At 71.8% G+C, this 25,866-nt stretch carries 24 protein-coding genes; 7 read left to right on the top strand and 17 right to left on the bottom strand.

Features of this window, described 5'->3' with window-relative positions:
* Positions 1–19 precede the first annotated feature (19 nt).
* Complete coding sequence (locus ACZ6S6_RS19175) at positions 20–949, top strand: DUF4231 domain-containing protein (RefSeq protein WP_469706322.1); 930 nt, start codon at positions 20–22, stop codon at positions 947–949.
* A gap of 55 nt (positions 950–1,004) precedes the next feature.
* Here ACZ6S6_RS19175 and ACZ6S6_RS19170 read toward each other — a convergent pair whose 3' ends face one another.
* The 8 genes from ACZ6S6_RS19170 to ACZ6S6_RS19135 all read right to left on the bottom strand — a co-directional run bounded on the left by ACZ6S6_RS19170 (position 1,005) and on the right by ACZ6S6_RS19135 (position 9,752).
* On the bottom strand, positions 1,005–1,484 hold the full coding sequence (locus ACZ6S6_RS19170; protein WP_469706321.1) for a hypothetical protein: 480 nt from the start codon (positions 1,482–1,484) through the stop codon (positions 1,005–1,007).
* A gap of 229 nt (positions 1,485–1,713) precedes the next feature.
* Positions 1,714–2,613: a S1 family peptidase gene (locus tag ACZ6S6_RS19165; protein WP_469706320.1), complete on the bottom strand. Its 900-nt coding sequence runs from the start codon at positions 2,611–2,613 to the stop codon at positions 1,714–1,716.
* A gap of 254 nt (positions 2,614–2,867) precedes the next feature.
* The gene (locus ACZ6S6_RS19160) at positions 2,868–3,668 is read right to left on the bottom strand and encodes a DUF1684 domain-containing protein (protein WP_362966531.1); all 801 of its coding nucleotides are present in this window, start codon (positions 3,666–3,668) and stop codon (positions 2,868–2,870) included.
* Positions 3,669–3,672: 4 nt separating this feature from the next.
* Positions 3,673–4,974, bottom strand: coding sequence for an NtaA/DmoA family FMN-dependent monooxygenase (locus ACZ6S6_RS19155; RefSeq protein ID WP_469706319.1), 1,302 nt, complete (start codon positions 4,972–4,974; stop codon positions 3,673–3,675).
* Complete coding sequence (locus ACZ6S6_RS19150; RefSeq protein ID WP_469706318.1) at positions 4,971–6,050, bottom strand: LLM class flavin-dependent oxidoreductase; 1,080 nt, start codon at positions 6,048–6,050, stop codon at positions 4,971–4,973. The genes ACZ6S6_RS19155 and ACZ6S6_RS19150 overlap by 4 nt, the downstream gene beginning before the upstream one ends.
* 60 nt (positions 6,051–6,110) lie before the next feature.
* Positions 6,111–6,863, bottom strand: coding sequence for an amino acid ABC transporter ATP-binding protein (locus ACZ6S6_RS19145; RefSeq protein WP_469706510.1), 753 nt, complete (start codon positions 6,861–6,863; stop codon positions 6,111–6,113).
* 172 nt (positions 6,864–7,035) lie between these two features.
* A complete protein-coding gene (locus tag ACZ6S6_RS19140) occupies positions 7,036–8,889 on the bottom strand; it encodes an FAD/NAD(P)-binding protein (protein ID WP_469706317.1) in 1,854 nt (617 codons plus the stop codon).
* Positions 8,886–9,752, bottom strand: a complete 867-nt coding sequence (locus ACZ6S6_RS19135) for an amino acid ABC transporter permease (RefSeq protein ID WP_362966539.1) — start codon at positions 9,750–9,752, stop codon at positions 8,886–8,888. Before ACZ6S6_RS19135 ends, ACZ6S6_RS19140 begins: the two co-directional genes overlap by 4 nt.
* Positions 9,753–10,284: 532 nt before the next feature.
* On the opposite strand from ACZ6S6_RS19135, the gene ACZ6S6_RS19130 reads away from it, so the two are divergent.
* Positions 10,285–11,226, top strand: coding sequence for an ABC transporter substrate-binding protein (locus ACZ6S6_RS19130; RefSeq protein WP_469706316.1), 942 nt, complete (start codon positions 10,285–10,287; stop codon positions 11,224–11,226).
* A gap of 7 nt (positions 11,227–11,233) precedes the next feature.
* Here the strand turns inward: ACZ6S6_RS19130 and ACZ6S6_RS19125 are convergent, their stop codons facing one another.
* Positions 11,234–12,487 carry a DUF5685 family protein gene (locus ACZ6S6_RS19125; protein ID WP_469706509.1) on the bottom strand — a complete coding sequence of 418 codons (1,254 nt, stop codon included), beginning with the start codon at positions 12,485–12,487 and terminating at the stop codon, positions 11,234–11,236.
* A 307-nt stretch (positions 12,488–12,794) separates the two neighbouring features.
* Here ACZ6S6_RS19125 and ACZ6S6_RS19120 point away from each other — a divergent pair, with 307 nt between their 5' ends.
* A complete protein-coding gene (locus ACZ6S6_RS19120) occupies positions 12,795–13,238 on the top strand; it encodes a cell division protein SepF (RefSeq protein ID WP_469706315.1) in 444 nt (147 codons plus the stop codon).
* Positions 13,239–13,276: 38 nt separating this feature from the next.
* On the opposite strand, the gene ACZ6S6_RS19115 is transcribed toward ACZ6S6_RS19120, so the two are convergent.
* Together ACZ6S6_RS19115 and ACZ6S6_RS19110 are read right to left on the bottom strand one after the other, a co-directional pair.
* A complete protein-coding gene (locus ACZ6S6_RS19115; protein ID WP_362966545.1) occupies positions 13,277–14,488 on the bottom strand; it encodes an acyl-CoA dehydrogenase family protein in 1,212 nt (403 codons plus the stop codon).
* A gap of 97 nt (positions 14,489–14,585) precedes the next feature.
* A complete protein-coding gene (locus tag ACZ6S6_RS19110) occupies positions 14,586–16,313 on the bottom strand; it encodes an MFS transporter (RefSeq protein WP_469706314.1) in 1,728 nt (575 codons plus the stop codon).
* A 553-nt stretch (positions 16,314–16,866) separates the two neighbouring features.
* Between ACZ6S6_RS19110 and ACZ6S6_RS19105 the strand changes: the two genes are divergently transcribed.
* Positions 16,867–17,955, top strand: coding sequence for a phosphatase PAP2 family protein (locus tag ACZ6S6_RS19105; protein WP_469706313.1), 1,089 nt, complete (start codon positions 16,867–16,869; stop codon positions 17,953–17,955).
* 152 nt (positions 17,956–18,107) lie between these two features.
* Here ACZ6S6_RS19105 and ACZ6S6_RS19100 read toward each other — a convergent pair whose 3' ends face one another.
* Complete coding sequence (locus ACZ6S6_RS19100; protein ID WP_362965589.1) at positions 18,108–18,323, bottom strand: I78 family peptidase inhibitor; 216 nt, start codon at positions 18,321–18,323, stop codon at positions 18,108–18,110.
* Between the two features lie 661 nt (positions 18,324–18,984).
* Between ACZ6S6_RS19100 and ACZ6S6_RS19095 the strand changes: the two genes are divergently transcribed.
* Both ACZ6S6_RS19095 and ACZ6S6_RS19090 read left to right on the top strand, forming a co-directional pair.
* Complete coding sequence (locus tag ACZ6S6_RS19095) at positions 18,985–19,767, top strand: hypothetical protein (protein ID WP_362965587.1); 783 nt, start codon at positions 18,985–18,987, stop codon at positions 19,765–19,767.
* Between the two features lie 137 nt (positions 19,768–19,904).
* The gene (locus tag ACZ6S6_RS19090) at positions 19,905–20,249 is read left to right on the top strand and encodes a hypothetical protein (RefSeq protein ID WP_469706312.1); all 345 of its coding nucleotides are present in this window, start codon (positions 19,905–19,907) and stop codon (positions 20,247–20,249) included.
* 166 nt (positions 20,250–20,415) lie between these two features.
* On the opposite strand, the gene der is transcribed toward ACZ6S6_RS19090, so the two are convergent.
* From der to aroH, 5 genes are all read right to left on the bottom strand, one after another.
* Positions 20,416–21,885 (bottom strand): ribosome biogenesis GTPase Der, encoded by a 1,470-nt coding sequence (gene der / locus ACZ6S6_RS19085; RefSeq protein ID WP_362965583.1) that lies wholly within the window; start codon positions 21,883–21,885, stop codon positions 20,416–20,418.
* A 64-nt stretch (positions 21,886–21,949) separates the two neighbouring features.
* Positions 21,950–22,612, bottom strand: a complete 663-nt coding sequence (locus ACZ6S6_RS19080) for a lysophospholipid acyltransferase family protein (protein WP_362965581.1) — start codon at positions 22,610–22,612, stop codon at positions 21,950–21,952.
* Complete coding sequence (cmk, locus tag ACZ6S6_RS19075) at positions 22,609–23,325, bottom strand: (d)CMP kinase (RefSeq protein WP_362965579.1); 717 nt, start codon at positions 23,323–23,325, stop codon at positions 22,609–22,611. The genes ACZ6S6_RS19080 and cmk overlap by 4 nt, the downstream gene beginning before the upstream one ends.
* Positions 23,326–23,526: 201 nt before the next feature.
* Positions 23,527–24,612, bottom strand: coding sequence for a prephenate dehydrogenase (locus tag ACZ6S6_RS19070; RefSeq protein WP_362965577.1), 1,086 nt, complete (start codon positions 24,610–24,612; stop codon positions 23,527–23,529).
* Complete coding sequence (gene aroH / locus ACZ6S6_RS19065; protein ID WP_362965575.1) at positions 24,609–24,971, bottom strand: chorismate mutase; 363 nt, start codon at positions 24,969–24,971, stop codon at positions 24,609–24,611. Before aroH ends, ACZ6S6_RS19070 begins: the two co-directional genes overlap by 4 nt.
* Before the next feature lie 149 nt (positions 24,972–25,120).
* Here aroH and ACZ6S6_RS19060 point away from each other — a divergent pair, with 149 nt between their 5' ends.
* Entirely contained in the window at positions 25,121–25,843 is a 723-nt protein-coding gene (locus ACZ6S6_RS19060; protein WP_362965573.1) for a nucleotidyltransferase domain-containing protein, read from the top strand.
* The last annotated feature ends 23 nt before the right edge of the window (positions 25,844–25,866 follow it).

Raw genomic sequence — 25,866 nt, 5'->3', positions numbered from 1 at the left:
CAACTGCAGACGGGGTGACATGACGGCGATTCCCGGACCACTTCAGTCCATGGTCTTCCGGAGCGAGGACCTGCCCGCGCTCTTCCACCACACGGACGCCATCGCGGTCGCACGCCAACGGGAAGCGGTCAACACCACCCGCTGTCAGCTGGTCCTGCTCGTGCTGGGTACCGTGCCCGCCGCCCTGCCCTGGCAGGGCGAGGTCGGCGGGAGCGTCCAACTCCTCCATGCCGTAGCGGTGTTGGCATACCTCGGTGTCCTGATCACGACCTTCCTGGCCTCCCGGCGCAAAGCAAAGTCACATTGGCAACTCAACCGCTCCGCAGCGGAGTTCATCAAGTCCAACTGCTGGCGCTACGCGGTCCACGGCTCCCCCTTCGACACCGGCGCCGAACACCCGGAAGCCGTCTTCGCCAACCGGCTGGAGGAAGGCCTTCAGGAGTTACGGAAGGTGGGATGGGACGATCCCCGCGAGGAGATGACGGAAGAGGGCGGCGGGCTCATCACGGCCTCCATGCGGGAGCTGCGGAACAAGGCGTTCACCGTACGCAAGGAGACGTACATCCGGGATCGACTGATCGAGCAGCGGCGCTGGTACCGCAAGCGGCAGCAGGTGTCCCGGCGTGGTGCGTTCGTCTGGTCCAGCACCATTGCCGCGCTGACGCTGCCCGCTCTGGTCCTCGCCGTGCTGCAGACGTTCTCCGCCGCCGGGTCCTTCGCGCTGACGGGGTCGTTCTCCGCCGCCGCCGCGGCCTGTCTCGCCTGGAACGAGATGCGCCGCCATCACCCGCTCGTGTCCGCGCACTCGCTGGTGGAGGAGGACCTGGAGAACATGCAGGCCGCGATGGAGACCGTCCTGACCGAGCGGCAGTGGCCGGCCGCCGTGTTCGAGACCGAGCGGATCGTCTCCCCCGAGCACACGGACTGGCTGGTCAGGCACCGGATGTGAGCCCTGGCCGGCCCGGGGCACGCGGCCCGTCCGGTCCTGCACCCGCCACGCCGGGTCAGGCGCGCACGACCCCGTCCCGCCAGATCACCGTGACCGGGCGGCCGAGCCCGCGGGCGTAGGTCACGATGTCGCCCGTGCCGCCGAGACCGCGGGCGGGCAGTCCGTCCCAGACGGCGAGCAGGCGGTCGCAGTGGTCGGCGATATAGGCACCGGCCGCGTAGTACGCCTCGTCGGTGGAGTGCGCGTAGTCCAGCCGTACCTCCCGTGCGGCGCGGGCCTTGAGGCTGCGGTAGCGGGCCAGTTCGGCGCCGTCTGCGAAGCAGGCCTCGTAGTCGCGGCTGGGGATGACCGCGGTCAGTTCGGCACCGTGGGCGAGCGCGAGGTCGGCGAAGATCTGGTCCGCCCCCACGGCCAGGCTGGACAGCGCCTCCACCGAGCCGTCGAACCCGCAGAGCGCCGCACGCATCGCGGCCAGCACATGGGCGTGCACCTCCTGCGGGATGCTGCGGTGGCCGGTCACTCCGATGCGATTCACGGACCTGGGTCCCCCTGGGGTCTCTGCCGGGGGTTCCCGGAGGGCATCCCTCCAGGAGGCACAGTGTCCGCCCCCGTTGTTCCTGCGCGACCGTCCTGTGCCGCATCCTCTCAAAAGCCGCGGGGTCAGCGGGAGCCCCCGCCCGGAATTCGGGCGGGGGCTCGGCGTGTTCGACTTGCCCTTTCGAGGCAGGGGCCGGTCCCGGGGGACGGGACCGGCCGCCCGGGTGTCAGTAGAGGCTGACGCCGTACGCGCTGAGCGCTTCGGGGACCGGCTGGAAGAACGTCGTACCACCGGAGGAGCAGTTGCCACTGCCGCCCGAGGTGAGGCCGACCGCCTTGGAGCCGGAGTAGAGCGGACCGCCGGAGTCGCCGGGCTCCGCGCACACGTTGGTCTGGATCATGCCGTAGACGACGTCGCCGCCGCCGTAGTTGACCGTGGCGTTGAGCGCGGAGACGGTGCCGCTGTGGATGCCGGTGGTGGAGCCCCGGCGGGTGACGGACATCCCGACCGTGGCATTGGCGGCGCCGGTGATGTCGACGCTGCCCACGGTGCCCTCGTGGCTGACCGCGGCGTTGTCGTAGCGCACCAGACCGTAGTCATTGCCCGGGAAGCTGGAGCCGACCGTCGGGCCGATGTAGGTCGTGTTCGAGGAGTTGGTGTACCAGGGCGGGTTGCCGTCGGTGCAGTGGCCGGCGGTCAGGAAGTAGTACGTGCTGCCGCTGCGGACGTTGAATCCGAGTGAGCAGCGCCAGCCGGGTGCGTAAATGGCGTCACCGCCGGAGAGCAGCTTGCTGAACCTTCCGGCGGTGTGCTCGATGCGCAGCGCGCCCGCGTTGGCGCCCGCGGAGTCCTTGATCTGCTGGATCTCCGCCGCCGAGACCGTGCTGTCGACCGTGACCGTGACCTTCTTGTTCACGGGGTCGACGGTCCAGGCGGTGCCGGCCACGTCGGCGCCGAGGACGGCGTCGCTGGCGGCGGAGAGCTGGTTCGCGCTGTACGTTCCGGTGGAGCTGGCCTGTGCGCTGGGGACGGCGAGCGCGGCGACCGCTACGAGACCTGCGGCAATGGCGATAGCCCTGCTGCGTCTCGCGGTGCCGCTGAGGGGGGTGGTGCGCTTGATCCTCACTTGACAATCCTCCCGAGGGGGGTTGGGGGTCCGCCCGTGGGGTGGCCGGACCCGTGAGGCGCAGTCAGCCGCACGGCAGGCTGTCCGGATTGCGGACCTGCCGTGCTCCTGACAAGCGCTGCTCGGGAGTATTCAAGGCGTCAACTTCTAGCGCAAGAGGGCCTCTTGGCCTGAGCTTCGCGTCGCGCCCATGCGTCCGGCCCCGGCGGACAACGCGCACCGGGGCCGGACGTCGCTGGAACGGAGGCGGTGATTCAGCCGTCGACCCGGTTGCGCTCCCCCGCCTCGACGGCGACGGAGAGGGAGTTGCCGGGCGGCGGGAAGGGGCAGATGAAGTGGTCCGCGAAGGCGCAGGGCGGCAGCAGCGCACGGTTGAGGTCGACCGTCACCGAGCCGTCTGCGGCCGGGGCGGCGGGGCGCAGGAAGCGGAAACGGTAGCTACTGTTCCCGCTGGTGGCGTCGGCGAAGACCGCCCAGAGCGAGCCGTCGTGCTCCACGGCGACCTGGAGCGTGTGCTCAACCCCGTCCAGCTCGAAGGCGATCTCCCCGCCGAGCCCGAGTCCGCGCTCGACCCCGTCGGCGTTCTCGACCCGGACGGTGCGCGAGGTGTCGTACGGGCGGAAGGTGCCGGGCAGCGCCCAGCGCGGGTCGTACGGCGTCGCCTCGATCGCGCGGAAGGCCCGCCGCGCCGCGGATTCCGGGTCGAAATCCCTTACCGCCCAGAGCCCTTCACGGCTCAGTACGAACAGCCGCCGCTCGCCGTGGGCGACCCGGGACCCGCCGATCGGACCGCGGTCGGCGCCGAGCCGGACCTGTCCGGTGAACGGCTTCCCGTCGACGGTCAGCCCGTCCTCGGGGCCGGCGGTGAGCTCCAGTTCGTCGCCGTCCTCCCGCCACTGCCCCGGAACGGCCGGAATTCGGCCTTCCGGGTAGTCGGAGAGCCAGTGGGTGCCGGTGAGGGAGAGAGGTCCGTAGGGCGCCGAGACCGTGGCGGTGCGCTCCTCGTGCCAGTGGTCCCAGTCCCGCGCTGCCTGCTGCTGTGCATCCGTGCTCATGGGCTCAACCTTTCCATACGGGCTCCGCGAGCCCGAGGTGCGACCGGAGGGTGGAACCGGTGTACGCGGAGCGGAAGACCCCGCGCTCCTGGAGGAGCGGGACGACCTCGTCGACGAAGTCGTCGAGTCCGCCCGGGGTGAGATGCGGTACGAGGACGAAGCCGTCGGCGGCTCCGGTGGCGACGAATTCGGCCAGCTCCGCCGCGACGGTCCGCGCGCTGCCGACGAACAGCTGCCGGCCGGTCGCCTCGATGACCGTCTGCCGGATGGAGAGCCCCTTCTCCCGGGACAGCGACCGCCAGCGGGCCGCGACCGCGAGGGGGTCGCCGGTCCGGACCCGGCCCTGGACCAGCGCCGAATCGGGAACCGGGTCGCTCTCGGGCAGCGGCCCGTCCGGATCGTACGAGGAGAGGTCCCGGCCCCAGACCTGCTCCAGGGCCAGCATCGCGTTCTGCGGGGAGATCTGCTGAAGGCGGATCCCGGCCGCCTTCTCCCGCGCCTCGGCGTCGCTGTCGCCGAGCACGAAGCCGACGCCTGGCATGATCTTCAGCTCGTCGGGCTCCCGGCCGTACTTCGCCAGCCGTGCCTTGACGTCCGCGCAGAAGGCGCGGCCCGCCTCCAGGGTGCCGTGCCGGGTGAAGATGATGTCGGCGGCGGACGCGGCGAACTCGCGGCCCTCCGGGGAGTCGCCGGCCTGGATGACGACGGGATGGCCCTGCGGGGGGCGCGGGACGGTGAACTCGCCCTCGACGCAGAAGTGCTCGCCGCGGTGGGCGAAGCGGCGCGGGGTGCCGTCGGGGGTCCAGGAGTCCCACAGCTCGCGGGCGGTGGCGACGCATTCGGCGGCCCGGGTGTATCTGTCGGCCCGGTCGAGGTAGCCGCCGCGGCGGAAGTTCTCACCGGTGAAGGCGTCGGAGGAGGTGACGACGTTCCACGCGGCCCGGCCGGCGCTGAGGTGGTCGAGGGTGGCGAGCCTGCGGGCCAGCTCGAAGGGCTCGTTGAAGGTGGCGTTGACGGTCGCGGCGAGACCGAGCCGGTCGGTGACCGCGGCCAGCGCGCCCAGCACGGTGAGGGAGTCGGGGCGGCCGACCACGTCCAGGTCATGGATCAGCCCGTTGTGCTCACGCAGACGCAGCCCCTCGGCGAGGAAGAAGAAGTCGAACAGGCCGCGTTCGGCCGTGCGCGCGAGATGCTCGAAGGAGGAGAAGTCGATCTGGCTGCGGGACCGGGGGTCCGCCCAGACGGTGGTGTTGCTCACCCCCGGGAAGTGGGCGGCGAGATGCAGCTGTTTCGGGGCGGTCGTCATGCCCGTTCTCCTTGGAGGACACGGCCCGGCGCGTACCGGTTGGCCGGGCGGGCCAGCCCCAGGTGCTCACGGAGGGTTCCGCCGGGGTGGAAGGTGCGGAAGAGGCTGCGGTGCTGGAGCAGGGCCACCGTGCCGTTGACGATCCGTTCGAGATCGCGTCCGGGGGTGATCGGCGTGAGGTGGAAGCCGTCCACGGCCCCGGCGCGGTGCCACTGGGTGATCAGATCCGCGAGGTCGACCGGGCCGCCCCGGTAGTACGTGCCCTGCGCGGCGAGCGGCGGTCCGCTCCCCAGTCCGGGTTCCGGGACGGATTCGGCGTCGCCGAGGTCGACGGTGAGCGCGGCGAGCACCCGGAGGGTGTCGGGGTCGCGCCCGTGGGCCGCGGCGCGGCGGCGCACATCGGCGCTGATCCCGGCGGTCCGCTCGGCTGTGGTGGCCCGTACGAGCACGACGTCGGCGTGGCGGGCGGCGGTCTCCCTGGCCGGGTCCGCCGTGCCGTCGACGACGGTGACCGGGCGGCCCTGCGGGGGCCGGGGCACGATGGCCGGTCCGCGGACGCCGAAGGTGGACCCCTCGAAGTCGACGTGGTGCAGCTTGTCGCGGTCGATGAAGCGCCCGGTGGCGAGGTCCCGGATCTCGGCGTCGTCCTCCCAGCTGTCCCAGAGCCGCGCCCCGACGTCCGCCACCTCGCCGGCCTCGCGCCACAGCTCGGCGGCGGGTGCGGCCGGGCGGCGGCCGAACAGCCGGGCCTCGGCCCCGGTCGTCGACACGTCCACCTGCCAGCCCGCCCGGCCGCGGCTCACCCAGTCCAGGGTGGCCACGGTCGACGACACGTGGAACGGCTCGGTGTGCGTGGTGGTGACCGTCGGCACGAGCCCGATCCGGCGGGTGGCCGGCGCCACCCGGGACAGCACGGAGAGCGCGTCGGGTCCCGGCCGGGCGAACGAGTCGCCGAGGGTGACGAAGTCGAGGGCGCCGCGCTCGGCGAGCCGGGCCAGAGCGGTGTAGTGCCCCGGGTCGTAGCGGGGCGGGCCACCGATCTCGGCGGCCAGGTGGAGGGGGCGGATCGGAGGCATGGCGGGCCCTTTCGGCACGGTTCGAAGGCGGTAGCGGGCACAGGACCTTGGGGTTCCCGGTCACAGGACCTTGGAGAGGAAGGCGCGGGTGCGCTCGTGCCGGGGGCGGTCGAGTACGTCGGCGGGCGGGCCCTGTTCGACGATCCGTCCCTCGTCCATGAAGACGACGGTGTCGGCGGCCTCACGGGCGAACCCGATCTCATGGGTGACGACGATCATGGTGGTGCCCCGGCCCGCCAGGTCCTTGATGACATCGAGGACCTCACCGACCAGTTCGGGGTCGAGCGCGGAGGTGGGTTCGTCGAAGAGCAGCAGCTTCGGTTCGAGGGCGAGCGCCCGAGCGATGGCGACGCGCTGCTGCTGGCCGCCGGAGAGCTGCCGGGGGTACGCCCGCGCCTTGTCGGCGAGGCCGACCCGGCCGAGGAGTTCGTGCGCGGTGGCGGTGGCCTGCGCCCTGGGGCGGCCGAGCGCGGCGACCGGGGCCTCGGTGATGTTCTCCAGGACGGTGAGGTGGGGGAAGAGGTGGAAGTTCTGGAAGACGAAGCCGATCCGGGTGCGGCGGCGCAGGACCTCGCGCTCGGGGAGTTCGTGGAGCTTGTCGCCCTTCCTGCGGTAGCCGACGAAGTCACCGCCGACGGTGATCGAGCCGCGGTCCGGCTTCTCCAGGTGGTTGACGGTGCGCAGCAGGGTGGACTTCCCGGAGCCGGAGGGGCCGAGGATCACGGTCACTTCGCCGGGTCGCACGGACAGGTCGATCCCGCGCAGTACGTGGAGGGAGCCGAAGCTCTTGTGCACGCCGCGGATCCGCACCATGGCGTCGGCGGGAGCCGGGGCGCGGTCGGATGCCGGTTCGCTCTTGGGTGGACGGCTGGTCGTTGTCATGGGGGTTTCCTCGGGCGGTTCGGAGCGGAGGTACGCGGACCGGTCAGCCATCGGCTCGGCCATGGGCTCAGCCATGGGCTCAGCCATCGGCTCAGCCATCGGCTCAGCCATCGGCTCGGCCATCGCTGCCGGCGAGGCCGCGCAGGAAGGTGAGGGCGGCGCGGGCGGTGGCGTCGTTCTGCCGGAAGGCCGGGCCGCCGGTGCGCGGCCGGGTGAAGGCGCCGCCGGCTCGGGCCGCGGTGTGCGGGCCGAGCGCGAAGCGGCGTGGGTGCGGGAGCCCTTCGCGGTCCAGGATCCGGCCGTCGCCGGGGTCGACCGCGAGCAGTCCGGTGGCGGTGGCGGCGGCCCCGTCCTCGTGCAGTGTCCGGAGCAGGGTGCTGCGGGTGCGTTCCGGCGAGGGGTCGGGCAGCCGGGCCTCGACCAGGGCGCGGGCCTCGACCCGTTCCCCGGGAACGGTGGCGCTGCCGGCCCGGAAGACGCCGTGGCGCTCGTCGGCCTCGACCGTCGTCCCGGCGCCGAGGAAGCGGACGACGCCGGCCCGGGAGAGCGCGAGCAACTGCCGCAGCCGGGGGCCGGGCGGGCCGGAGGCGAGGTAGTTGAAGAAGCCGTGCCACCAGCTCCCGATGTCGCCGAAGCGGATCAACTGGCCGTAGGCGGAGAGCAGTCCGAGGAAGACGGCGAGATCCTCGCTGTGCCCGGGGTCGTGCCGGCGGTCGAGGTCGGCGGCGATGTAGTGGCGCGTCGCCTCCTGGAGGGCGTCGTACGAGGAGTGGCGCACCCCGTCCAGCGGGTGGTCGAGCGCCACGATGTCGAGCCGGTCGGCGGGGTCGGGGACGGCCGCGGCGATCAGGGCCCGCAGATCGTCGCTGCCCGGCTCGGCGGCCGCGTACTTCTCCTCGAAGGCGGTCCGGTCCGCGGTGGTGCGCTCGGGGTGGGCGGTGAAGAGCCGGTGGTAGTGGGCATACCCGAGCTCTTTGTCGACATGTGGCCATATGTCGCGGCGGAAGTCGAGCGGCTCCGTCCGGCTGAGCAGCTCCTCCGTACGGTCGGGGCCGAGGAACCGCGGCAGCGCCGGCCGCTCGCCCTGCCAGCCGTATCCGATCTTGGAGTGGTACGGGACCCCGCGCCGCGATCCGACGTGCAGGACGGGCTCCCGGCCCGAGGGCACGTAGTCCCCGTTCTCGTACCGTCCGCCGCGGCCCTCGGTGAGCAGCACCATCAGGTCGATGAAGGCGAGCCCGAAGCCCCGCACTATGACGGGTTCGCCCGCGCGCAGGGCGCTCAGATCGCTGTCGGCGGTGAAGTCGGGCGGCAGATGGACGAGTCCGTGCCGGTCGGCGAAGGCGGACAGCTTCCGCTGCTCGGCGTCCGGTTCGGCGTCCAGGTGGCCGATGGTGAGGACCACGAGGTCGGCGACGAGCGGTTCGGCGCGGCCCTCCAGCCGGACGTGCTGAGGGCCGTCGGGCGGACCGGTGACGCGCAGGGCCCGGCCGCGGTGTTCGTGGACGGTGACCGAGGGCGGGAGGGCGGCCAGGGACTGCTCGTACACCCAGCGCAGATAGGCGCCCTGCAGCCGCCGGCTCGGGAAGTCCTGCCCCCTCAACGCCTCGATCTCGGCGCGCAGTCCCGGCTCGGCCGCGTAGCCGGGCGGCTCGGTCCGGCCCTCGCGCACGTCCGCCGCCCAGGCGTCGAGAGCGGGCCCCGGCCGTACGGGCCCCTCCTGGCGGACGGTGTCGTCGGTGAACATGGTGACGTCCTCGGCCATGGAGTTCATCCACAGCAGCGGCGACTGGTCGTGGCGCCAGATCCGTCCCGCGCCGGGCGGGTACGGGTCGACGAGGTGCAGGTCGAGCGGCCGGTGGCCGTACAGACCGGCGGCGTTGGCGGCGATGCGCTCGACCAGGCCGGTGCCGCGCGGTCCGGCGCCGATGACGGCCAGCGACGGCCGGCGGCTCACCGGGCGTCCGCGGTGCCGCGGGCGTAGTGCCGTTCGACGTAGTGCTGGCCGATGCCGAGCAGCGAGGTCACCACGACGTACCAGAGGGTGGCGACCAGCAGCAGCGGGATGACCTGGTAGGTGCGGTGGTACACGAGCTGGACCGAGTACAGCAGGTCCTGAACGGCGATGATGCTGACGATCGAGGTGCCCTTGAGGGTGCCGATCAGCATGTTCCCGGCGGGCGGCACGATCGAGCGCATCGCCTGGGGCAGCACGATCCGGTACAGCCGCCGCCACGGGCGGAGGCCCAGGGACTGGGCGGCCTCCAGCTGTCCGCGTTCCACCGAGAGGATGCCGCCGCGTACGACCTCCGCCGCGTACGCGGCCTCGTGGAGCGTCAGTCCGATGACGGCGACCGTGACGGGGCCGAGGAGATTCACCGTGCGGACGCCGAGTATCTCCGGGTACAGAGCGCCGATGTTGAACCAGAACAGCAGCTGGACCAGGATCGGGGTGGACCTGAATAGCCATACGTACCCCCAGCCCACGGCCTGGAGAACGCGGTTGGCGGAGAGCCTCAGGACGGCGAGCAGCGTCCCGAGCGCGAAGCCGAGCACCATGACGAGCGCGGTGAGCCAGAGGGTGAGCCAGAGGCCGCGCAGCACCGCGGTGGTCAGGAAGTAGTCGCCGACGACGTCCCACTGGAAGGCGTCGTTGCGGATGACGGAGTTCAGCGCGAGGGCCAGCAGGGCCAGTACGGCGACGGCCGCGGCCCACTGGCCGGTCCGGCGTACCGGGACGATACGCAGCCGGTCGGCGTCGTCGTCCTTGAGGGGCGGGGCCGGGAAAACCGGCGGGAGGGTATCTGTCCGGTCGGACATACGAGGGCTCCGTGGATGCGGCGATCGAACACGGGGCGTGCCCTCGGCACGGAACACGACAGCTTGGAACGCGACAGCTGGGAGAACGAGGCGGACCGGCCCCTCAGCGCGGTCCACTGCCTCCGAGGTAAGCGCTGTTCGCAACGGGATGTCAAGCCTGTCCACACTGTGAGCCGTACACGGGGGGCCAGTTGACGGACCACCGGATGCCTGTTCCACTTGGGCCATGCATTCGCAGAAGTGGCTGGTCAAGCGCTCCCACATCGACTTCGGTCGCGTGTGGTCCTGTTCCTGTTGAGCTGACCCCCTGCGTTTCCCGCTTTTCTCGCGCTTTTTCTGCGCTCTTCCTCGCGCCCGCTGACCGGCGCGGAAGCCTCTCTCCCCGCGTGCCCTCACGTACGCGACAGCGCTTCACCCTCCCCTCGCACTGAGTCCCGCGACGTCGCAGCACGTCTTCCTCCGCCCCGGCCGTGGGCTGCCTCGCGCTGCCCGCGCCCGTCCACGGCCGCCGAAAACTGGAGAACCTTCTCTGATGCCCCGTACCCGGCACACCGCTGCCTTCGCGCTGATCACCGCGGCCATGCTGGCTCTCACCGCGTGCGGTTCCGGCGATCCGGCGGCCGCCCCCTCCGGTGCGGCCGGTCCCGCCGCCAGGAACGCGATCCCCACGGACGACGTCGTGTCGGGGGTGAAGCGGGACGAGGCCGCGGCCGGCCTGCTGCCGGCCTCCGTCCGCTCCTCCGGGACCCTGAACATCGCCTCCAGCGTCGGCACCCCGCCCGGTGCCACCTACCTGGAGGACGGCAAGACCCTGGCCGGTACCGACATCGACGTCGCGGACGCCGTGGCCAGGGTGCTCGGCCTGAGGCCGAAGCGGGAGGTCGCCGCGTTCGAGGCGATCCTGCCCGCGCTCGGCAGTGGGAAGTACGACGTGGGCACCGGAAACTTCGGGGTCACCGACGAGCGCCGCCGGACCATCGACTTCGTCACCTACCTCAATGACGGGCAGGGCTTCGCGGTCCGCGACGACAGCGAGTTGAAGAAGGTCACCGATCTGAGCCAGCTCTGCGGTCTGACGGTGGGCACCGCCGCGGGCACCACGTTCGAGGTGACCCTGGAGGAGAACAGGCACCGGTGCGCCGAGGCCGGCGAGAAGCCGTACGACGTGAAGACGTACTCCGACCTGGCCGCCGTCTGGAGCGCGCTCCAGCAGGGGCGGACCGACGTGGTGATGTCGACCATCAACGGACTGCGGTACGCCGTGAAGCAGCAGGAGGGCGTGCGCTTCCTCAACGAGTTCAAGCGTCTCGACGTCGGCTTCGCGTTCAAGAAGGGCACCCCGCTGGCGCCCGCCTTCCAGGCCGCGGTCAGCAGCCTCAAGGCGGACGGCACCTACGACCGGATCCTGGAGAAGTGGGGCATCAGCGAATCGGCGATCGGGACCTCGCGGATCTCACCGCCCGAGATCAGGTGACGCGGACTCAGCAGCCGCAGTCGCACCCGCAGTCGCAACAGTCACAGCCATCACAGCAATCGCCACAGTTGCTACAGCAGTCGCAGCCATCGCAGCAGTCACCGCAGTCGCACTGACTGCACAGCCCCTCGCGGCGCTGGCGGCTCCACGGATCGTCGAAGGTGCCGCAGCACATCTGGCAGGTGCAGGCGAGACCCGCCCACACCAGGCACCCCACTATGAGCCCGCGCCGGTCGCGCGGGGGTTCCGGCGGCGGCTGCGGCGGGCCGAAGGGGGCCCCGGGTCCCGAGGGTGCGTACGGGTTGCCCGGCGGCGGTCCGAACGCCCCCGTGTGCCGGCCTCCTGACGGATGGCCGGCTCCTCCGGGACCCTCGGTCGGCAGGCCGCCCGACTGATGGGAACAGACGTCCGTGGCGAAGGCCCGGTCCACCGAGCGCCGCAGTTCGTGCGCCAGCAGCACGTGCGCCAGTTCGCCGTCGGTGAATTCCGCGTCGCGCAGCGCCAGCCGTACGCCGCGCAGCGCGTCGTCGCACAGCCGCCGGGCCTCGGTGCGCGAGGTGCCCGTCGCGGTGAGCGGGTTCCAGGCACCCGACGCGGCGTCAGCCTCCTGGTCCTCCACGGCGTCCAGCAGATGCGCGAGTCGTCCGAAGAGGCGTCCCGCCTCGGCCAGCGGCGCGGCGTTCCGCGGCTTGCCCGCGAGTACGGCGGTGTGCGCGAAGGCCGCGGCGGTGGCCGTCTCGGTGGGTTCGGTGACCGTCAGCAGCGGGGTGCCGGGGCCAGCGAGCAGCTCGATACCGGTCTGCCGGTCGACGGCGTCGACGAGCAACGCCGTGTCGAAACCGAGCTGTGCGCCGGTACGCGCCCCGGCGCGGTCCCAGCCCGCCGCCACCCTGCGGGCCGCCGCCGCGACCGGGCGCCGCTTCAACAGCCCGTCCCGGTCGGCGACGTGGTCCCGCACCTTCGCCGACGCCAGCACCAGGGAGACGGCGGCCGCCAGCCTGGCCCCCTCGCCCCGCGCGACCGGCGCGGTCCGCATCGCGCGCAGCGGGCAGGGCCCCGCCGTGCGGCGCTGTGCGGGCGTGCGTTCGGTCTGAGCCTCCGTCAGGACCGAGACGATCAGGCCGTCATAGTTCGTGACGATCCTGGCGAACTGCCCGTGGTCGGACCGAAGTGCCAGACAGAGCCCGCAGAGATGGGCCATCCACTCGGCCTTCAGCCCCTCCGACAGTCGATGGGTGCAGGGCCTGACTATTCCGAACACGACGATCCCCCGGGTGTCGTTCAGCTGTGCGCCACGCTCGGGCGAGTGCGCGCCGTGCATCGTATCGAGCGTCCCGTTCACCCGTACGTCCCCCATGTCACCCATACGGCCCGGAGCATCATATTTTCTTTCGCCAGTGCCCTTTTACAGGAGGAACCTTGACGAATCACCACATCCTCTGCACCAGTACCGTCACGAATGCCCTGCGCGCCGCCAATCCCCTTGGCGCACGATCCGCATGATGGACGACCATAGGGATACGAAAGAGATGCGGAACGCCAAGGAACCGCGGTGAGAGGAGGCGTCCATGGGATCGGTGCGCAAGGCGAGTGCCTGGCTGGGCCTCGTAGAGGACAACGACGAGCGGTACTACGACGACGACGAGTACTCCGAGGGTGCACGGACCGGGACCGGACAGGCCTGGGTGACCGATCCGCGGGTGCGGGTGGCGTCCGAGACGGCCGAGGAGACGGGCCGCCGGATCGCCACCGTGACCCCGGACAGCTTCCGGGACGCCCGGAGCATCGGTGAGCTCTTCCGGGACGGCGTCCCGGTGATCATGAACCTCACCTCCATGGACTCCGCCGACGCCAAGCGCGTGGTGGATTTCGCCGCGGGGCTGATCTTCGGACTGCGCGGGTCGATCGACCGCGTGGCCACCCGGGTCTTCCTGCTGACTCCCGCCGACACCCAGGTCGTCAACGGCGAAGCCGTCGGCCGGCCGGCCGACGGCTTCTTCAACCAGAGCTGAGCGGGGCGCTCACTGATCGGCCCTGCCGCTGTTCCGGCTCACCGGAACGCGTCCAGGCCGGTGAGCGCCTTGCCCAGCACCAGCTGGTGCATCTCCACGGTCCCCTCGTAGGTGAGCACCGACTCCAGATTCGTCGCGTGCCGCATCACCGGGTACTCCAGCGAGATCCCGTTGGCACCGAGGATCGTGCGTGAGGTGCGGCAGATCTCGATGGCCTCCCGCACGTTGTTCAGCTTTCCGAAGCTGACCTGTTCCGGGCGGAGCCTGCCCGCGTCCATCCGGCGGCCCAGGTGGTGGGCGAGCAGGATGCCCTTGTGGAGTTCGACGGCCATGTCGGCGAGCTTGGCCTGGGTGAGCTGGAAGCCGCCGATCGGCTTCCCGAACTGCTCACGCGTCCCCGCGTAGTCCACGGCCGCCTCGAAGCTGGCCCGTGCGGCGCCCATGGCTCCCCAGACGATGCCGTAGCGGGCATGGCTGAGGCAGCTGAGCGGTCCGCGCAGACCGGTGACGCCGGGCAGTACGGCATCGGCCGGCAGCCGCACCTCGTCGAGGATCAGCTCGCTGGTGACGGAGGCGCGCAGGGACCACTTGTGCCTGATCTCGGGTGCGGAGAATCCGGGGGCACCGGTCGGCACGACGAAACCGCGGATACCGGCGCCCGCGGTGCCCTCGTCGGTCTGCGCCCAGACGATGGCGACCCCGGCGACCGAGCCGTTGGTGATCCACATCTTGCGGCCGCTGAGCACCCAGTCCTCGCCGTCGCGCCTGGCGTACGTCCGCATGCCGGCCGGGTCGGAGCCGTGGTCGGGCTCGGTGAGGCCGAAGCAGCCGATGATCTCGCCGGCCGCCATGCCGGGCAGCCACTGCCGCTTCTGCTCCTCGGAGCCGAAGCGGTGGATCGCGTACATGGCGAGGGAGCCCTGCACGGAGACGAGCGAGCGGATCCCGGAGTCGGCCGCTTCGAGCTCCAGACAGGCCAGCCCGTACTGCACGGCGGTGGCGCCCGCGCAGCCGTAGCCCTCCAGGGACATGCCGAGGGCCCCGAGCGCCCCGAGTTCGCGGGCCAGTTCGCGGATGCCGGGCAGCTCGCCGTTCTCGTACCACTCGGCGATGTGCGGCAGGACCCGGTCGGCGGCCCAGGCCCGGACGGTGTCGCGGATCGCGAGATCCTCGGCGCCCAGGAGGTCGTCGATGCCGAGGGGGTCGCGGGGGTCGAAGGGCGGGAGTTTCGAGGACGGAGCGGTGGACATGAGGATGTGCCTCCGGCGGCTCGCACGGTACTGAGGGCGGTACGGGTGACGCCGAAAACTAGCAGTGTTAGTTACGGCGCCGTGCTGACGTTACGACTCAGTGTGCCGTGCGTCCAGAGCCGGTCGCCTCGGCGGGCTGCCGCGCGGCGGGGAGCGGGAGCAGCACCTTGGGCCGGTCCGCCACCGGCGCCTCGCGGCCCCGGCGACCGCGGGAATCCTCGTCCTGCCCGGCCCCGGCGGTCTGGCGGTCGTCCATGGATTCGCGGGGTTCGCAGAGCAGCGGCGGGCACTCCATCACCCTCGGCAGCCGCAGCGCGGCGAGCGCCCCGAGCAGCAGCAGCGCGGCGCTGACCAGCAGGGTGATGTGCAGCCCGCCGATGAAGGCGTGCCGGGCCGTGGAGCGCAGCACCTGACCGAGCGGGCCGCCCAGCTGCGCGGCCACCTGGTACGCCTCGCCGAGCGAGTGGGCGGCGGCGGCGGCGGCCGGGGCGGGGACACCCGCTTCGGGGAGCCGCGCGAGGCCCGGGACGTACGCGGCGTTCATGACACTGCCGAGCAGCGCGATCCCCATGCCGGCGCCCAGCTGGTAGGAGGTCTCGCCGATCGCGGCCGCGCCGCCGGCCCGGTCCGCGGGGGCCTCGCTGAGCATCGACTCGTACGCGCCGAAGAGCGTGGACTGGAGCCCGAAGCCGAGCAGGACGAAGGACGCCGTCAGCAGACCGGGCCGGTCGTGCTGCCCCATCGCGGTCAGCATCAGCACCGCGGCGGCCGTCAGGACGAAGCCCCAGCCGACCATCCGGCGCGGCCCGACCCGGCGCAGGGTGTACGAGCCGGTGGCGCCCGCGGCCATCGCGGCGAAGGTGAGCGGCAGCAGCCGCAGGCCGGTCTCCAGCGGGCTGAGGCCCAGGACGAGCTGGAGGTACTGGACGGCGATCAGCTCCAGGCCGACCAGGGCCAGCATGGCCAGGACGATGCAGCCCACCGCGGTGGAGAAGGCGGGCCTGGCGAACATCCCGATGTCGATCAGCGGGTGCGTCCGCCGCTTCTGGCGGCGGACGAACGCGAAGAGCAGCGCGGCCCCGAGCAGCAGGGGGAGGAGCGTGGCCGGTCCGAGGAGACCCTCGCCGGTGCCCGCCCGCTTCACGCCCAGGACCACCCCGAGCACAGCGGCCGCGGCCATCAGGGCGCCGAGCACGTCCCAGGGGCCGTCGTCGCTGCCCCGGGACTCCGGGAGCAGCAGCCGGCCGAGCGGAAGGATCAGGGCCATCAGCGGGATGTTGATCAGGAAGACCGAGCCCCACCAGAAGTGTTCGACGAGGAAGCCGCCGATGACCGGTCCGGCGGCGGCGCCGACCGCGGCGACCGCGGACCACACGCCGATCGCCATGGCCCGCTCGCGCCGGTCCGGAAAGACCTGGCGGAGGATCGACAGGGTGGCCGGCATGATCATGGCGCCGCCGACGCCGAGCAGGGCCCGCGCCGCGATGAGCACGCCCGCGCTGTCCGCCATGGCGGCGACGGCGGAGGCGACCCCGAAGAGCGCGTAGCCGAGCAGCAGGACGCGCCGCCGCCCGACCCGGTCACCGAGGGTGCCGAAGAGGATCAGCAGCGAGGCGCAGACCAGCGGATACGCGTCCACGATCCACAGCAGCCCGACGGCGCTGGGCCGCAGGTCCTCGGTGACGGCGGGGACGGCGACGTGCAGCACCGTGGCGTCGAGCGCCACGAGCAGCAGACTGAGGCAGAGGACGACCAGGACGACCCATCGATTGGCACCGTCGGCGGCTGCGCGCAGGCGGGTTCGGGCTGTGGTCGTCCCGGACATGCATCTACCTCCCAAGGTCCCTCGCGCTCGGCAGGCCCCCTGGGGATTCAGCGTTCGCTGCCTCTCCGGGCCCGGCATCGACGGGCGAGTGGTCCGCAGCGTACGCGAGTTCGGCAGGGCTACACGTGGCCCATCTCATACCGCCAATGGCCTCCAAGTGTGGTGTACGCCACTGCTTCCAGCCGGGCAGACCCACCAGGAGACCCCACACGACCTGCGGAGACGTCACGTTCGGCGGTGCGTACGACGGCCTCCGGAAGCGTCGCGAATCGCCCGCCGGCCGGCGAGTGAGGGCGTCGAGTAACCGGACCGATACCGTCCGTTCCACTCCCCCGGAGCTCCTGTTGAATACACTTCGGTATCCCGTGCGCTTTTCCGTCAATATCCAAAAACTCTTCCGACGCGGGTGCCAAAGAAATAGAACGGAAGGAATCCAGCATTCTTCGGAGGTTCAGGAAAACCGACCGCGCTGAGACATAGTCCACATCACATCGTCATCACAAAGCGGCCGGATCGACCGAGTCACCCACTCACTCGCTGTAACGTCGATTGGGTGCGTACCGACATCTTTGCCCGCCTGGACCGGGAGCCGGAGCCGCCGAAGATAGAGACACCGCGGATGAGCCGTCACCGCATCGCTCTCTTCGGCGGGACGTTGGCGTTCTATCTCGCCATCGTCATTGCCGTGCTCATGTCGTCCTGGCTGGTGACCCTGGACTGGAAGGTCATGCTCTTCCGGCCGTACCAGCAGTGGCCCGGCATCCATGCCTTCCTCGACTACTACGTCGTACTCGGTCAGCGCGGACCCACGGCCGTGATGGTCGCCTGCTGGCTCGGCTGGCGCTCCTGGCGGCAGCACACCCTGCGCCCCCTGCTGACACTGGGCGTCTCACTGCTGCTGCTCAACGCGACGGTGGGGGCGGTCAAGTACGGCCTCGGCCGGCTCGGACCGCACTACGCGACCCAGGTCGGCTCGGCCGAACTCTTCGCCGGCGGCGATATATTTCCGTCCGGGCACACCGCCAACGCGGTCGTGACCTGGGGAATCCTTGCTTACCTGGCCGCCACGCCGAGGGCCAGGCGCTATCTGTCGGCGATGTCCGCCGTCGTGTCGCTCGGGGTCGGCCTGACGACCGTGTACCTCGGTACGCACTGGCTCAGCGATGTGGTGCTCGGCTGGGCGGCGGGGCTGCTGATCCTGCTCGGCCTGCCGTGGTGCGAGCCGCTGATCACCCGGGCGGAGGACTGGATCTTCGCCGCCCGCGAGCGGCTGAGCGCCCGCAGCAGGCTCGTACCGGCCCCGCCCGTCGCAGCGGGCGACCCCCGGCCGGTTCCGGCCGGACAGCCGGCCGTGGGCGAGACCGCGGCGCAGAGCCCGGCCCGCGAGCCGGTCGCCGCGGGCAGCCGCCAGGCGGCCTCGGTCACGACCACGACCACGACCACAGCTGCGGCCACGACTGCGGCTGCGTCTGCGTCTGCGGGCGGCCGCCCGCGTGCCTACACCGCGCCTCCCGCGCACCAGAGCCACGCGGTGCGCTCGGAACGCACCCCGGTCACTCCGGCCGGCAGCCGCCGCCCGCCGCACGCGGACCGCACCCCGCGCGGCGGTACGGCGCCGGCCCGGCCGGTGGCGGGCGGCTGACCCCTACGAGCGGCGGGGACGGTACGTACAGCCGCTCCCCCGTATGAGTGAGGGCCCCGACTCCGGTCGGGGCCCTCACTCATACGGCCGGGGCGCGGACGCGCCGGTCCGGGGCCTCGCCCGGGGGGCGGGCCGGAGGCCGCAGGGGAGCCTCAGCCGATCCAGCAGCGCTTCACGGCGCCGGCGTCGACCTCGAAGTTGATCCGGCCGCCCTGGAACTCCATGGTGATGACGGTGCCCGGCGGCAGGGCTCTGACCGTGGTCCAGCCATGCTCCCTGGCCCGCCGTTCGGCGGTCTCGGCGGTGAGGCCGACGTACGCGCCGGGAGTGTCGTCGGGCTGGGCGGAAGGAGTCGGTATGGGTGCCATGCCTCTCACCGTAGGCGGCCCCGGACGGCGGCGGAACCCGGGGCGCCGCCCGGTCGCACGGCATCCTCACGTCCCTCACCGGTCACGCTTGTGTCACAGCATCACCACACGTGTTCCCACCGGACCTCCTCACCCGAACGCGCGATTCGCAAGCCGACGCACAGTAATCGCACAGGCCCGGAAACTATCAGCGAAGAAGGCCCGAAAAGCGGTCGAATATCCGCTGCCGGGCGGCATCGATTTCCCTCCGGAATACCCTCCCGAAAGAGAGGGGACCGCCGGGAATTCATCCTTCCTTATCGCACCCTTATCCCATGCTCACAATATCCACACCATCGGACCGGCCCTGCCGTGCTGCCCGTATAACGGACGACCCGAATCACCCGCTTTCCGGCATCGGGCAGCCGCCGCGGGCACCGCCGCCGGCGGGGCGGCACGAGCGCGGTCCCCGCCGGCACGGGCACCGCCTCCTCGACCGGCCCCGGCCCCGGCCGCGCTCTACGCTCTCCACCGTCCGGACTTGTCGGTATATCGCCGAACCGGTCGGCTCCTCGGTTCGATTCCGTTCGCTTTCTCGCGTGACCCCGGCAGCAGCTGACCCGTTGTCTTCTTCATGAGCCGGGAACCGCCCGGCGCACGTACCGAGTCCGAGGAGCCACCCGTGCCGCGCATGCTCGACGTCAGCGAGGACGTACGCGCCGAGATCGGCGACGCCGAAGCCGACCGGCTGCTTGTCGGCGACAACGCCCCCGGCAGTTACGACTGCACCTCCTGCCGCACCCCCGGCGACTCCGAGCAGGAACGCACCAGCACGGTGCTGTTCGTCGGCGACGAGACCGCGGTCCTCGCCTTCGCCCACGCGACCTGCATCCCCTCCCAGGTCGTCCAGGTCGCCGAGGAGCAGTTGCAGGGGGCCGTGCGCAGCATCACCGGAAGCGAGCAGGAGATCCAGGACCGGCTGAACCCCGAGCAGGCCGTGCTGGGGATCACCAGCGGCCTCGTCCTGATCGATGACGAACTCCACCCGGCCCTGGTCGTCGAACCGACCGGGGCGATCGCCCGGCCCGGCACGGACGGCAGCGGCGGCGACGAGTTCCTCCAGCTGCTGCTTGAGCAGGGCTTCCACCCGGTCCAGCGGATGGGCCAGGTCCCCGAGGTGCTGCACGGCTGGTCGATCCTGCTCGCCATGGGACAGTTGCACGCGGTGCTCCAGCCGGGCACCGGCGGCGGCGCCCCGGTGGCCTGGTGGCAGGCGCACGCACCCCTCCAGGTGACCGAGGGGTGGCGGACCGCGGTCAACAAGTCGCAGACCGTGCTCGTCTACGCCGCCCCGGCCGGTGCGATCGGCCAGCAGCCCCGCGAGGACCTGCTGCGCGACGCGCTGGAGAAGGCCTCGGCGGGCGGGATCCTGGTCGCCGCGGCGATGCCGCTGGCCGGTACCTGACCGTGTCCGCGCACTCCGGAGCGCCTCACCGAACAGCTATTTCTCCGGCGGGCCCGCATCCGACGGGCGGTGGGGTCGTTGGCAGATACGTGCACTCATACGACCCCTCCCACCAGCGTCCGAGCCCGATCCCGGCCATGCGTCCCGCGCAGGACCCATCGGGTGGCCCGTCCCGCACCCCGATCTACGACGCGCTGTACTCCGAGTACCGCCGGTCGTTCAGGGCGTTGCCAGGTGACCGGAGCGGGGAGGAGAGCCTCGGGCTTCCGAGTTTCGGCAGTGGGTTCTTCGGCTCCCGCGCCCCGCTGAGCGGCCACTCGGGCCACGGCGGAACAGGTGCGTCCGGTGGGACGGGCGGAGCCACCGGGCACGGCGGCACCAGCCCCGGTACGCACACCGGGAGCCTCGGCTCCTGGCAGCGGGTGGGGCGGCACGCGGGCCGGGTCCAGGCCGCGCTGCCGCCGGGCTCCCGGGGAGCCTGACCGTCGTACGCCGGAGCCTGACCGCGGAGGGCGCCCGACCGTACGGAGGAGCCCCGGACCGCTCGGAGAACGAGTGGTCCGGGGCTCCTCCGTGTCCGGGGCTCCGTGAAGCCCGGGGACGGACGCGGTCCGGGCGCTCACGCACCGGGACCGCGTCATCCGCCGCCTACTTGTTGCGGCCGCGCTTCTCGCGGACCCGTACCGAGATGTGGATCGGGGTGCCCTCGAAGCCGAACTCCTCGCGCAGCCGGCGCTCGACGAAGCGCCGGTAGCCGTGCTCCAGGAAGCCCGAGGCGAAGAGCACGAAGCGCGGCGGCTTGGTGCCCGCCTGGGTGCCGAAGAGGATGCGGGGCTGCTTGCCGCCGCGGATCGGGTGCGGGTGGGAGGCGACGATCTCGCCGAGGAAGGCGTTCAGCCGGCCCGTCGGAACACGGGTCTCCCAGCCGTTCAGCGCGGTCTCGATCGCCGGGACCAGCTTCTCCATGTGGCGGCCGGTGAGGGCCGAGACATTGACCCGCGGGGCCCACGCGACCTGCGCGAGCTCCGTCTCGATCTCGCGCTCCAGGTAGTAGCGGCGCTCTTCGTCGAGGGTGTCCCACTTGTTGAAGGCGACGACGATCGCGCGTCCGGCCTCGACGGCCATGGTCATGATGCGCTGGTCCTGGACGCTGATCGACTCGCTGGAGTCGATCAGGATCACGGCGACCTCGGCCTTCTCCACGGCGGCCGCGGTACGCAGCGAGGCGTAGTAGTCCGCGCCCTCCTGGAGGTGGACCCGGCGCCGGATACCGGCCGTGTCGATGAACTTCCAGGTGATGCCGCCGAGCGTGATCAGCTCGTCGACCGGGTCACGGGTGGTGCCGGCCTGCTCGTTGACGACGACCCGGTCCTCGTTGGCCACCTTGTTCAGCAGCGAGGACTTGCCGACGTTCGGACGGCCGATCAGCGCGATGCGGCGGGGGCCGCCGAGGGCGGTGCCGAACAGCTGCGCGGGGGCCTCGGGGAGCGCCTCCAGGACGGCGTCCAGCATGTCGCCGGTGCCGCGGCCGTGGAGCGAGGAGACCGGGTGCGGCTGGCCGAGGCCGAGCGACCAGAGCGCGGAGGCGTCCGCCTCACCGCTCTGTCCGTCGACCTTGTTCGCACAGAGCACGACGGGCTTGCCGGCCCGGCGCAGCAGCTTGACGACGGCCTCGTCGGTGTCGGTGGCGCCGACCGTGGAGTCGACCACGAAGACGACCGCGTCGGCCGTCTCGATGGCGTACTCGGCCTGAGCGGCGACGGAGGCGTCGAGCCCCAGCACGTCCTGCTCCCAGCCGCCGGTGTCGACGACCTTGAAGCGGCGGCCCGCCCATTCGGCCTCGTAGCTGACGCGGTCACGGGTGACGCCGGGCTTGTCCTGGACGACGGCCTCGCGGCGGCCGATGATCCTGTTCACCAGGGTCGACTTGCCGACGTTGGGGCGGCCGACGACGGCGAGGACCGGAAGCGGTCCGTGACCGGCCTCACCGATCGCGCCCTCGACGTCCTCGGGGTCGAACCCCTCCTGCGCGGCGAGCTCCATGAACTCCGCGTACTCGGCATCGCCAAGCGCTCCGTGCTCGTGGTCCGAGCCGCCGGAGTGAATCTGGTCGTTCATGAAGTCCGTTCCTCTTTACATCATCATCGATGGACCACGCAGCACGCGGTCCACTACTCAAGTCTTACTCAGCACGCCCGGTGAGGCGCCTGGCCTGCTCCAGGTGGCCGGTCAGCCGTCCCTGGATCCGCAACGTCGCCTCGTCCAGCGCCTTGCGCGTCCGCCTGCCGCTGCCGTCGCCCGCCTCGAAGGCCTCCCCGAAGACGACATCGACGCGGCTGCGCAGCGGCGGCAGCGCCGATATCAGCCGTCCGCGCCGCTCGGTGCTCCCCAGGACGGCCACGGGCACGATCGGCGCCCCGCTGCGTACCGCGAAGTACGCGAGCCCGGCGCGCAGCGAGGCGAAGTCTCCTTCGCCCCTGGTGCCCTCGGGGAAGATCCCGAGCACCCCGCCGTCCCCCAGCACACCGAGGGCGTGGGTGATGGCGGTGCGGTCGGCGGTCGTACGGTCCACCTTCAGCTGACCTATTCCGCGCAGGAACGGGTCCAGGGGGCCGACGAACGCCTCTTTCTTGATCAGGAAGTGGACGGGCCGGGGCGCGGTGCCCATCAGCATCGGACCGTCGACGTTGTGCGAGTGGTTCACCGCGAGTATGACGGGTCCCGAGGCGGGGACCCGCCACGCGCCGAGCACACGGGGCCTGAACAGCCCGTACATCAGCCCGATCCCGATGCCGCGCCCGACCGCCGCTCCGCGCAGGGTGGGCGCGAGCGTGGCTGGGCTCACTTCGCCGCCTGCTTCTCCCCGACGAGGGTGACGACACACTCGATGACCTGCTGGAGGGTCAGCTCGGTGGTGTCCACCTCGACGGCGTCGTCCGCCTTGGCGAGCGGTGAGGTCTTGCGGCCGGAGTCCGCGGCGTCGCGCTTGATCAGCGCCTCCTTGGTGGCGGCGAGATCGGAGCCCTTCACCTCTCCGCTGCGGCGGGCGGCGCGTGCCTCCGGCGAAGCGGTCAGGAAGATCTTGATGTCGGCGTCGGGCAGCACGGTCGTGCCGATGTCCCGGCCCTCGACCACGATGCCCTTCTGCGCGCCCTCGGCGATGGTGCGCTGCAGCTCGGTGATCCGGGTGCGCACCTCGGGGACGGCGCTGACGGCGCTGACACTGGAGGTGACCTCCTGCGTGCGGATCGGTCCGGAGGCGTCCTCGCCGTCGACGGTGATCGTCGGGCCGGTGGGGTCGGTGCCGGAGACGATGACGGGCTTGGCTGCCGCGGTGGCCACCTCCATCGCGTCGTGCACGTCGATGCCGTTGTTCAGCATCCACCAGGTGATCGCCCGGTACTGGGCACCGGTGTCCAGATAGCTCAGGCCGAGCTGGGTGGCGACGGCCTTGGACGTGCTGGACTTGCCGGTGCCGGAGGGCCCGTCGATGGCGACGATCACTGCGGCCGGGGCGGTCCGGGCGGCGGCGCTTACGGTTTCCACGGTGGTGGACACCTTCCTGGTACACGGGGTGGGCGGGACGGGACGCGCGAACCCGCCCCGCACAAGGTTACCGAGTGCGGGCGCGGGCCCGACCACCCCTGTGGACAAGTGCCTCCCGGCCGGGTGCCGCAAGGGCCGGGAGCGGCCGCGAGCGTGCGTGCCGGACACCGCGCGGCAGGCGGCAGGCGGCAGGCGGCAGTTCGACGACAGACCCTACGGCCGGATCGACCATCCGCGCTCGCGCAGAGCGGCGCTGAGGGCCGGGGCGGCCTTCGGCTCGACCATGAGCTGCACGAGACCCGCCTGCTGGCCGGTGGCGTGCTCGATCCGGACGTCCTCGACGTTGACCCCGGCCCGGCCCGCGTCCGCGAAGATCCCGGCCAGCTCGCCCGGCCGGTCGCTGATCAGGACTGCGACGACCTCGTACGAGGCGGGGGCCGCCCCGTGCTTGCCCGGCACCCTGACCCGGCCGGCGTTGCCGCGGCGCAGGACGTCCTGGATGCCTTCGGTGCCCTCGCGCCGCTTGTCCTCGTCGGCGGACTGGAGTCCGCGCAGCGCGGTGACGGTCTCCTCCAGATCGGCGGCGACCCCGGCGAGGACGTCGGCGACCGGTCCGGGATTGGCGGAGAGGATCTCCACCCACATCCGGGGATCGGACGCGGCGATCCTGGTGACGTCCCTGATGCCCTGGCCGCAGAGGCGTACGGCGGTCTCGTCGGCCTCCTCCAGCCGGGCGGCGACCATCGACGAGATCAGCTGCGGGGTGTGGGAGACGAGGGCGACGGCCCTGTCGTGGGCGTCGGCGTCCATGACGACCGGGACGGCCCGGCAGAGCGCGACGAGCTCCAGGGCGAGGTTGAGCACCTCGGTGTCGGTGTCGCGGGTCGGGGTGAGGACCCAGGGGCGGCCCTCGAACAGGTCCGCGGTGGCGGCGAGCGGTCCGGAGCGCTCCTTGCCGGCCATGGGGTGCGTACCGATGTACGGGGCGAGGTCGACGCCGAGCGCCTCCAGGTCGCGGCGCGGGCCGCCCTTGACGCTGGCCACGTCGAGGTAGCCGCGGGCGACGCCGGCGCGCATGGCGGTGGCGAGCACGGACGCGGTGTGCGCCGGTGGTACGGCGATGATCGCCAGATCGGCCCGTCCCTCGGGGGCCTCGTCGGTGCCCGCGCCGAGCGCGGCCGCCGTCCGGGCCGACTCCGGGTCCTGGTCGACGAGGTGGACCTTGATGCCACGCCCGGCGAGGGCGAGGGCCGCGGAGGTGCCGACGAGGCCTGTTCCGATGACAACGGCGGTTCTCACTGGGCGATGTCCTTGCGAAGGGCGGCGGTGGCGCCGAGGTAGACGTGGGCGATCTCCGACTTGGGGAGATAGGTCTCGATGTGGGCGAGGATCCGGACCACTCGGGGCATCGCCCCCTCGATGTCCAGCTCCTGGGCGCAGATCAGCGGCACGTCGACGATACCGATCCCGCGCGCGGCGGCGGCCGGGAAGTCGCTGTGCAGGTCGGGGGTGGCCGTGAACCAGATGCTGATCAGGTCGTCCGCGACGAGACTGTTGCGCTCCAGGACGGTGGTGAGCAGGGCGCTGACCTGCTCGTCCATGTGTCCTGCCTCGTCCCGCTCCAGCTGGACGGCTCCGCGGACCGCTCGTACCGCCACGTCGTGCTCCTTGCTTGTCCGTACGCTTCGCGCGCTCGTCCGTACCGCTGCGTGCGCTTGGGTTTCAGCGTAGAGGGGAGGCGCGGCCGGCCGCCGGGGCGCCCTGTCCGTGAGACGGTGGCGAAAACCGTGCGCGTACCCTCCCCCGCATGATCACTCCCTCCGACGAGGCGCTGGTGCGCGACCACACCGTCTACTCCTGCGTGATGGGCTCGCGCGCCTTCGGGCTCGCCACGGACGGCAGCGACACCGACCGGCGCGGGGTCTTCCTCGCGCCGACCCCGCTGTTCTGGCGGTTCGACAAGCCTCCGGCCCATGTCGAGGGACCGGCCGATGAGCAGTTCTCCTGGGAGCTGGAGCGCTTCTGCGAACTGGCACTGCGGGCCAACCCCAATGTGCTGGAGTGCCTGCACTCTCCTCTGGTGGAGCACGCCGACGCGACCGGCCGCGAGCTGCTCTCGCTGCGCGGGGCGTTCCTGTCCCGGCGGGCGCACGGGACCTTCGTCCGCTACGCGCTGGGCCAGCGCCGGAAGCTGGACGCGGACGTACGGCAGTACGGGGCGCCGCGCTGGAAGCACGCCATGCATCTGCTGCGGCTGCTGGCGAGCGGCCGGGATCTGCTGCGGACGGGAGAGCTCACGATCGACGTGGGCGCGGACCGCGAGGAGTTGCTGGCGGTCAGGCGGGGCGAGGTGCCCTGGCCGGAGGTGGAGCGGCGCATGACGAGGCTGGCCGAGGAGAACGACGCGGCCGCCGACGCCTCCCCGCTGCCCGCGGACCCGGACCGGGCCCGGATCGAGGACTTCCTGATCCGCGCCCGGCAGGCGTCGGCGCTTGCCGCGCTGCCGGACGGGGGCGGTTCAGCCGGCTGACGCCGGGTCGAGCCGCACCCGCG

The organism is Streptomyces sp. NPDC048671 (assembly GCF_055587045.1).
Note: the sequence above shows the minus strand (reverse complement) of the source record. Positions and strands in the feature narration are given on the sequence as shown.

Excerpts from the sequence above, each read along its gene's own strand:
- ACZ6S6_RS19175 (WP_469706322.1), top strand. The coding sequence starts at position 20 with ATGACGGCGATTCCCGGACCACTTCAGTCCATGGTCTTCCGGAGCGAG.
- ACZ6S6_RS19160 (WP_362966531.1), bottom strand. The coding sequence starts at position 3,668 with ATGAGCACGGATGCACAGCAGCAGGCAGCGCGGGACTGGGACCACTGG.
- ACZ6S6_RS19155 (WP_469706319.1), bottom strand. The coding sequence starts at position 4,974 with ATGACGACCGCCCCGAAACAGCTGCATCTCGCCGCCCACTTCCCGGGG.
- ACZ6S6_RS19150 (WP_469706318.1), bottom strand. The coding sequence starts at position 6,050 with ATGCCTCCGATCCGCCCCCTCCACCTGGCCGCCGAGATCGGTGGCCCG.
- ACZ6S6_RS19145 (WP_469706510.1), bottom strand. The coding sequence starts at position 6,863 with ATGGTGCGGATCCGCGGCGTGCACAAGAGCTTCGGCTCCCTCCACGTA.
- ACZ6S6_RS19135 (WP_362966539.1), bottom strand. The coding sequence starts at position 9,752 with ATGTCCGACCGGACAGATACCCTCCCGCCGGTTTTCCCGGCCCCGCCC.
- ACZ6S6_RS19130 (WP_469706316.1), top strand. The coding sequence starts at position 10,285 with ATGCCCCGTACCCGGCACACCGCTGCCTTCGCGCTGATCACCGCGGCC.
- ACZ6S6_RS19120 (WP_469706315.1), top strand. The coding sequence starts at position 12,795 with ATGGGATCGGTGCGCAAGGCGAGTGCCTGGCTGGGCCTCGTAGAGGAC.
- ACZ6S6_RS19115 (WP_362966545.1), bottom strand. The coding sequence starts at position 14,488 with ATGTCCACCGCTCCGTCCTCGAAACTCCCGCCCTTCGACCCCCGCGAC.
- ACZ6S6_RS19110 (WP_469706314.1), bottom strand. The coding sequence starts at position 16,313 with ATGTCCGGGACGACCACAGCCCGAACCCGCCTGCGCGCAGCCGCCGAC.
- ACZ6S6_RS19100 (WP_362965589.1), bottom strand. The coding sequence starts at position 18,323 with ATGGCACCCATACCGACTCCTTCCGCCCAGCCCGACGACACTCCCGGC.
- ACZ6S6_RS19090 (WP_469706312.1), top strand. The coding sequence starts at position 19,905 with ATGCGTCCCGCGCAGGACCCATCGGGTGGCCCGTCCCGCACCCCGATC.
- der (WP_362965583.1), bottom strand. The coding sequence starts at position 21,885 with ATGAACGACCAGATTCACTCCGGCGGCTCGGACCACGAGCACGGAGCG.
- ACZ6S6_RS19060 (WP_362965573.1), top strand. The coding sequence starts at position 25,121 with ATGATCACTCCCTCCGACGAGGCGCTGGTGCGCGACCACACCGTCTAC.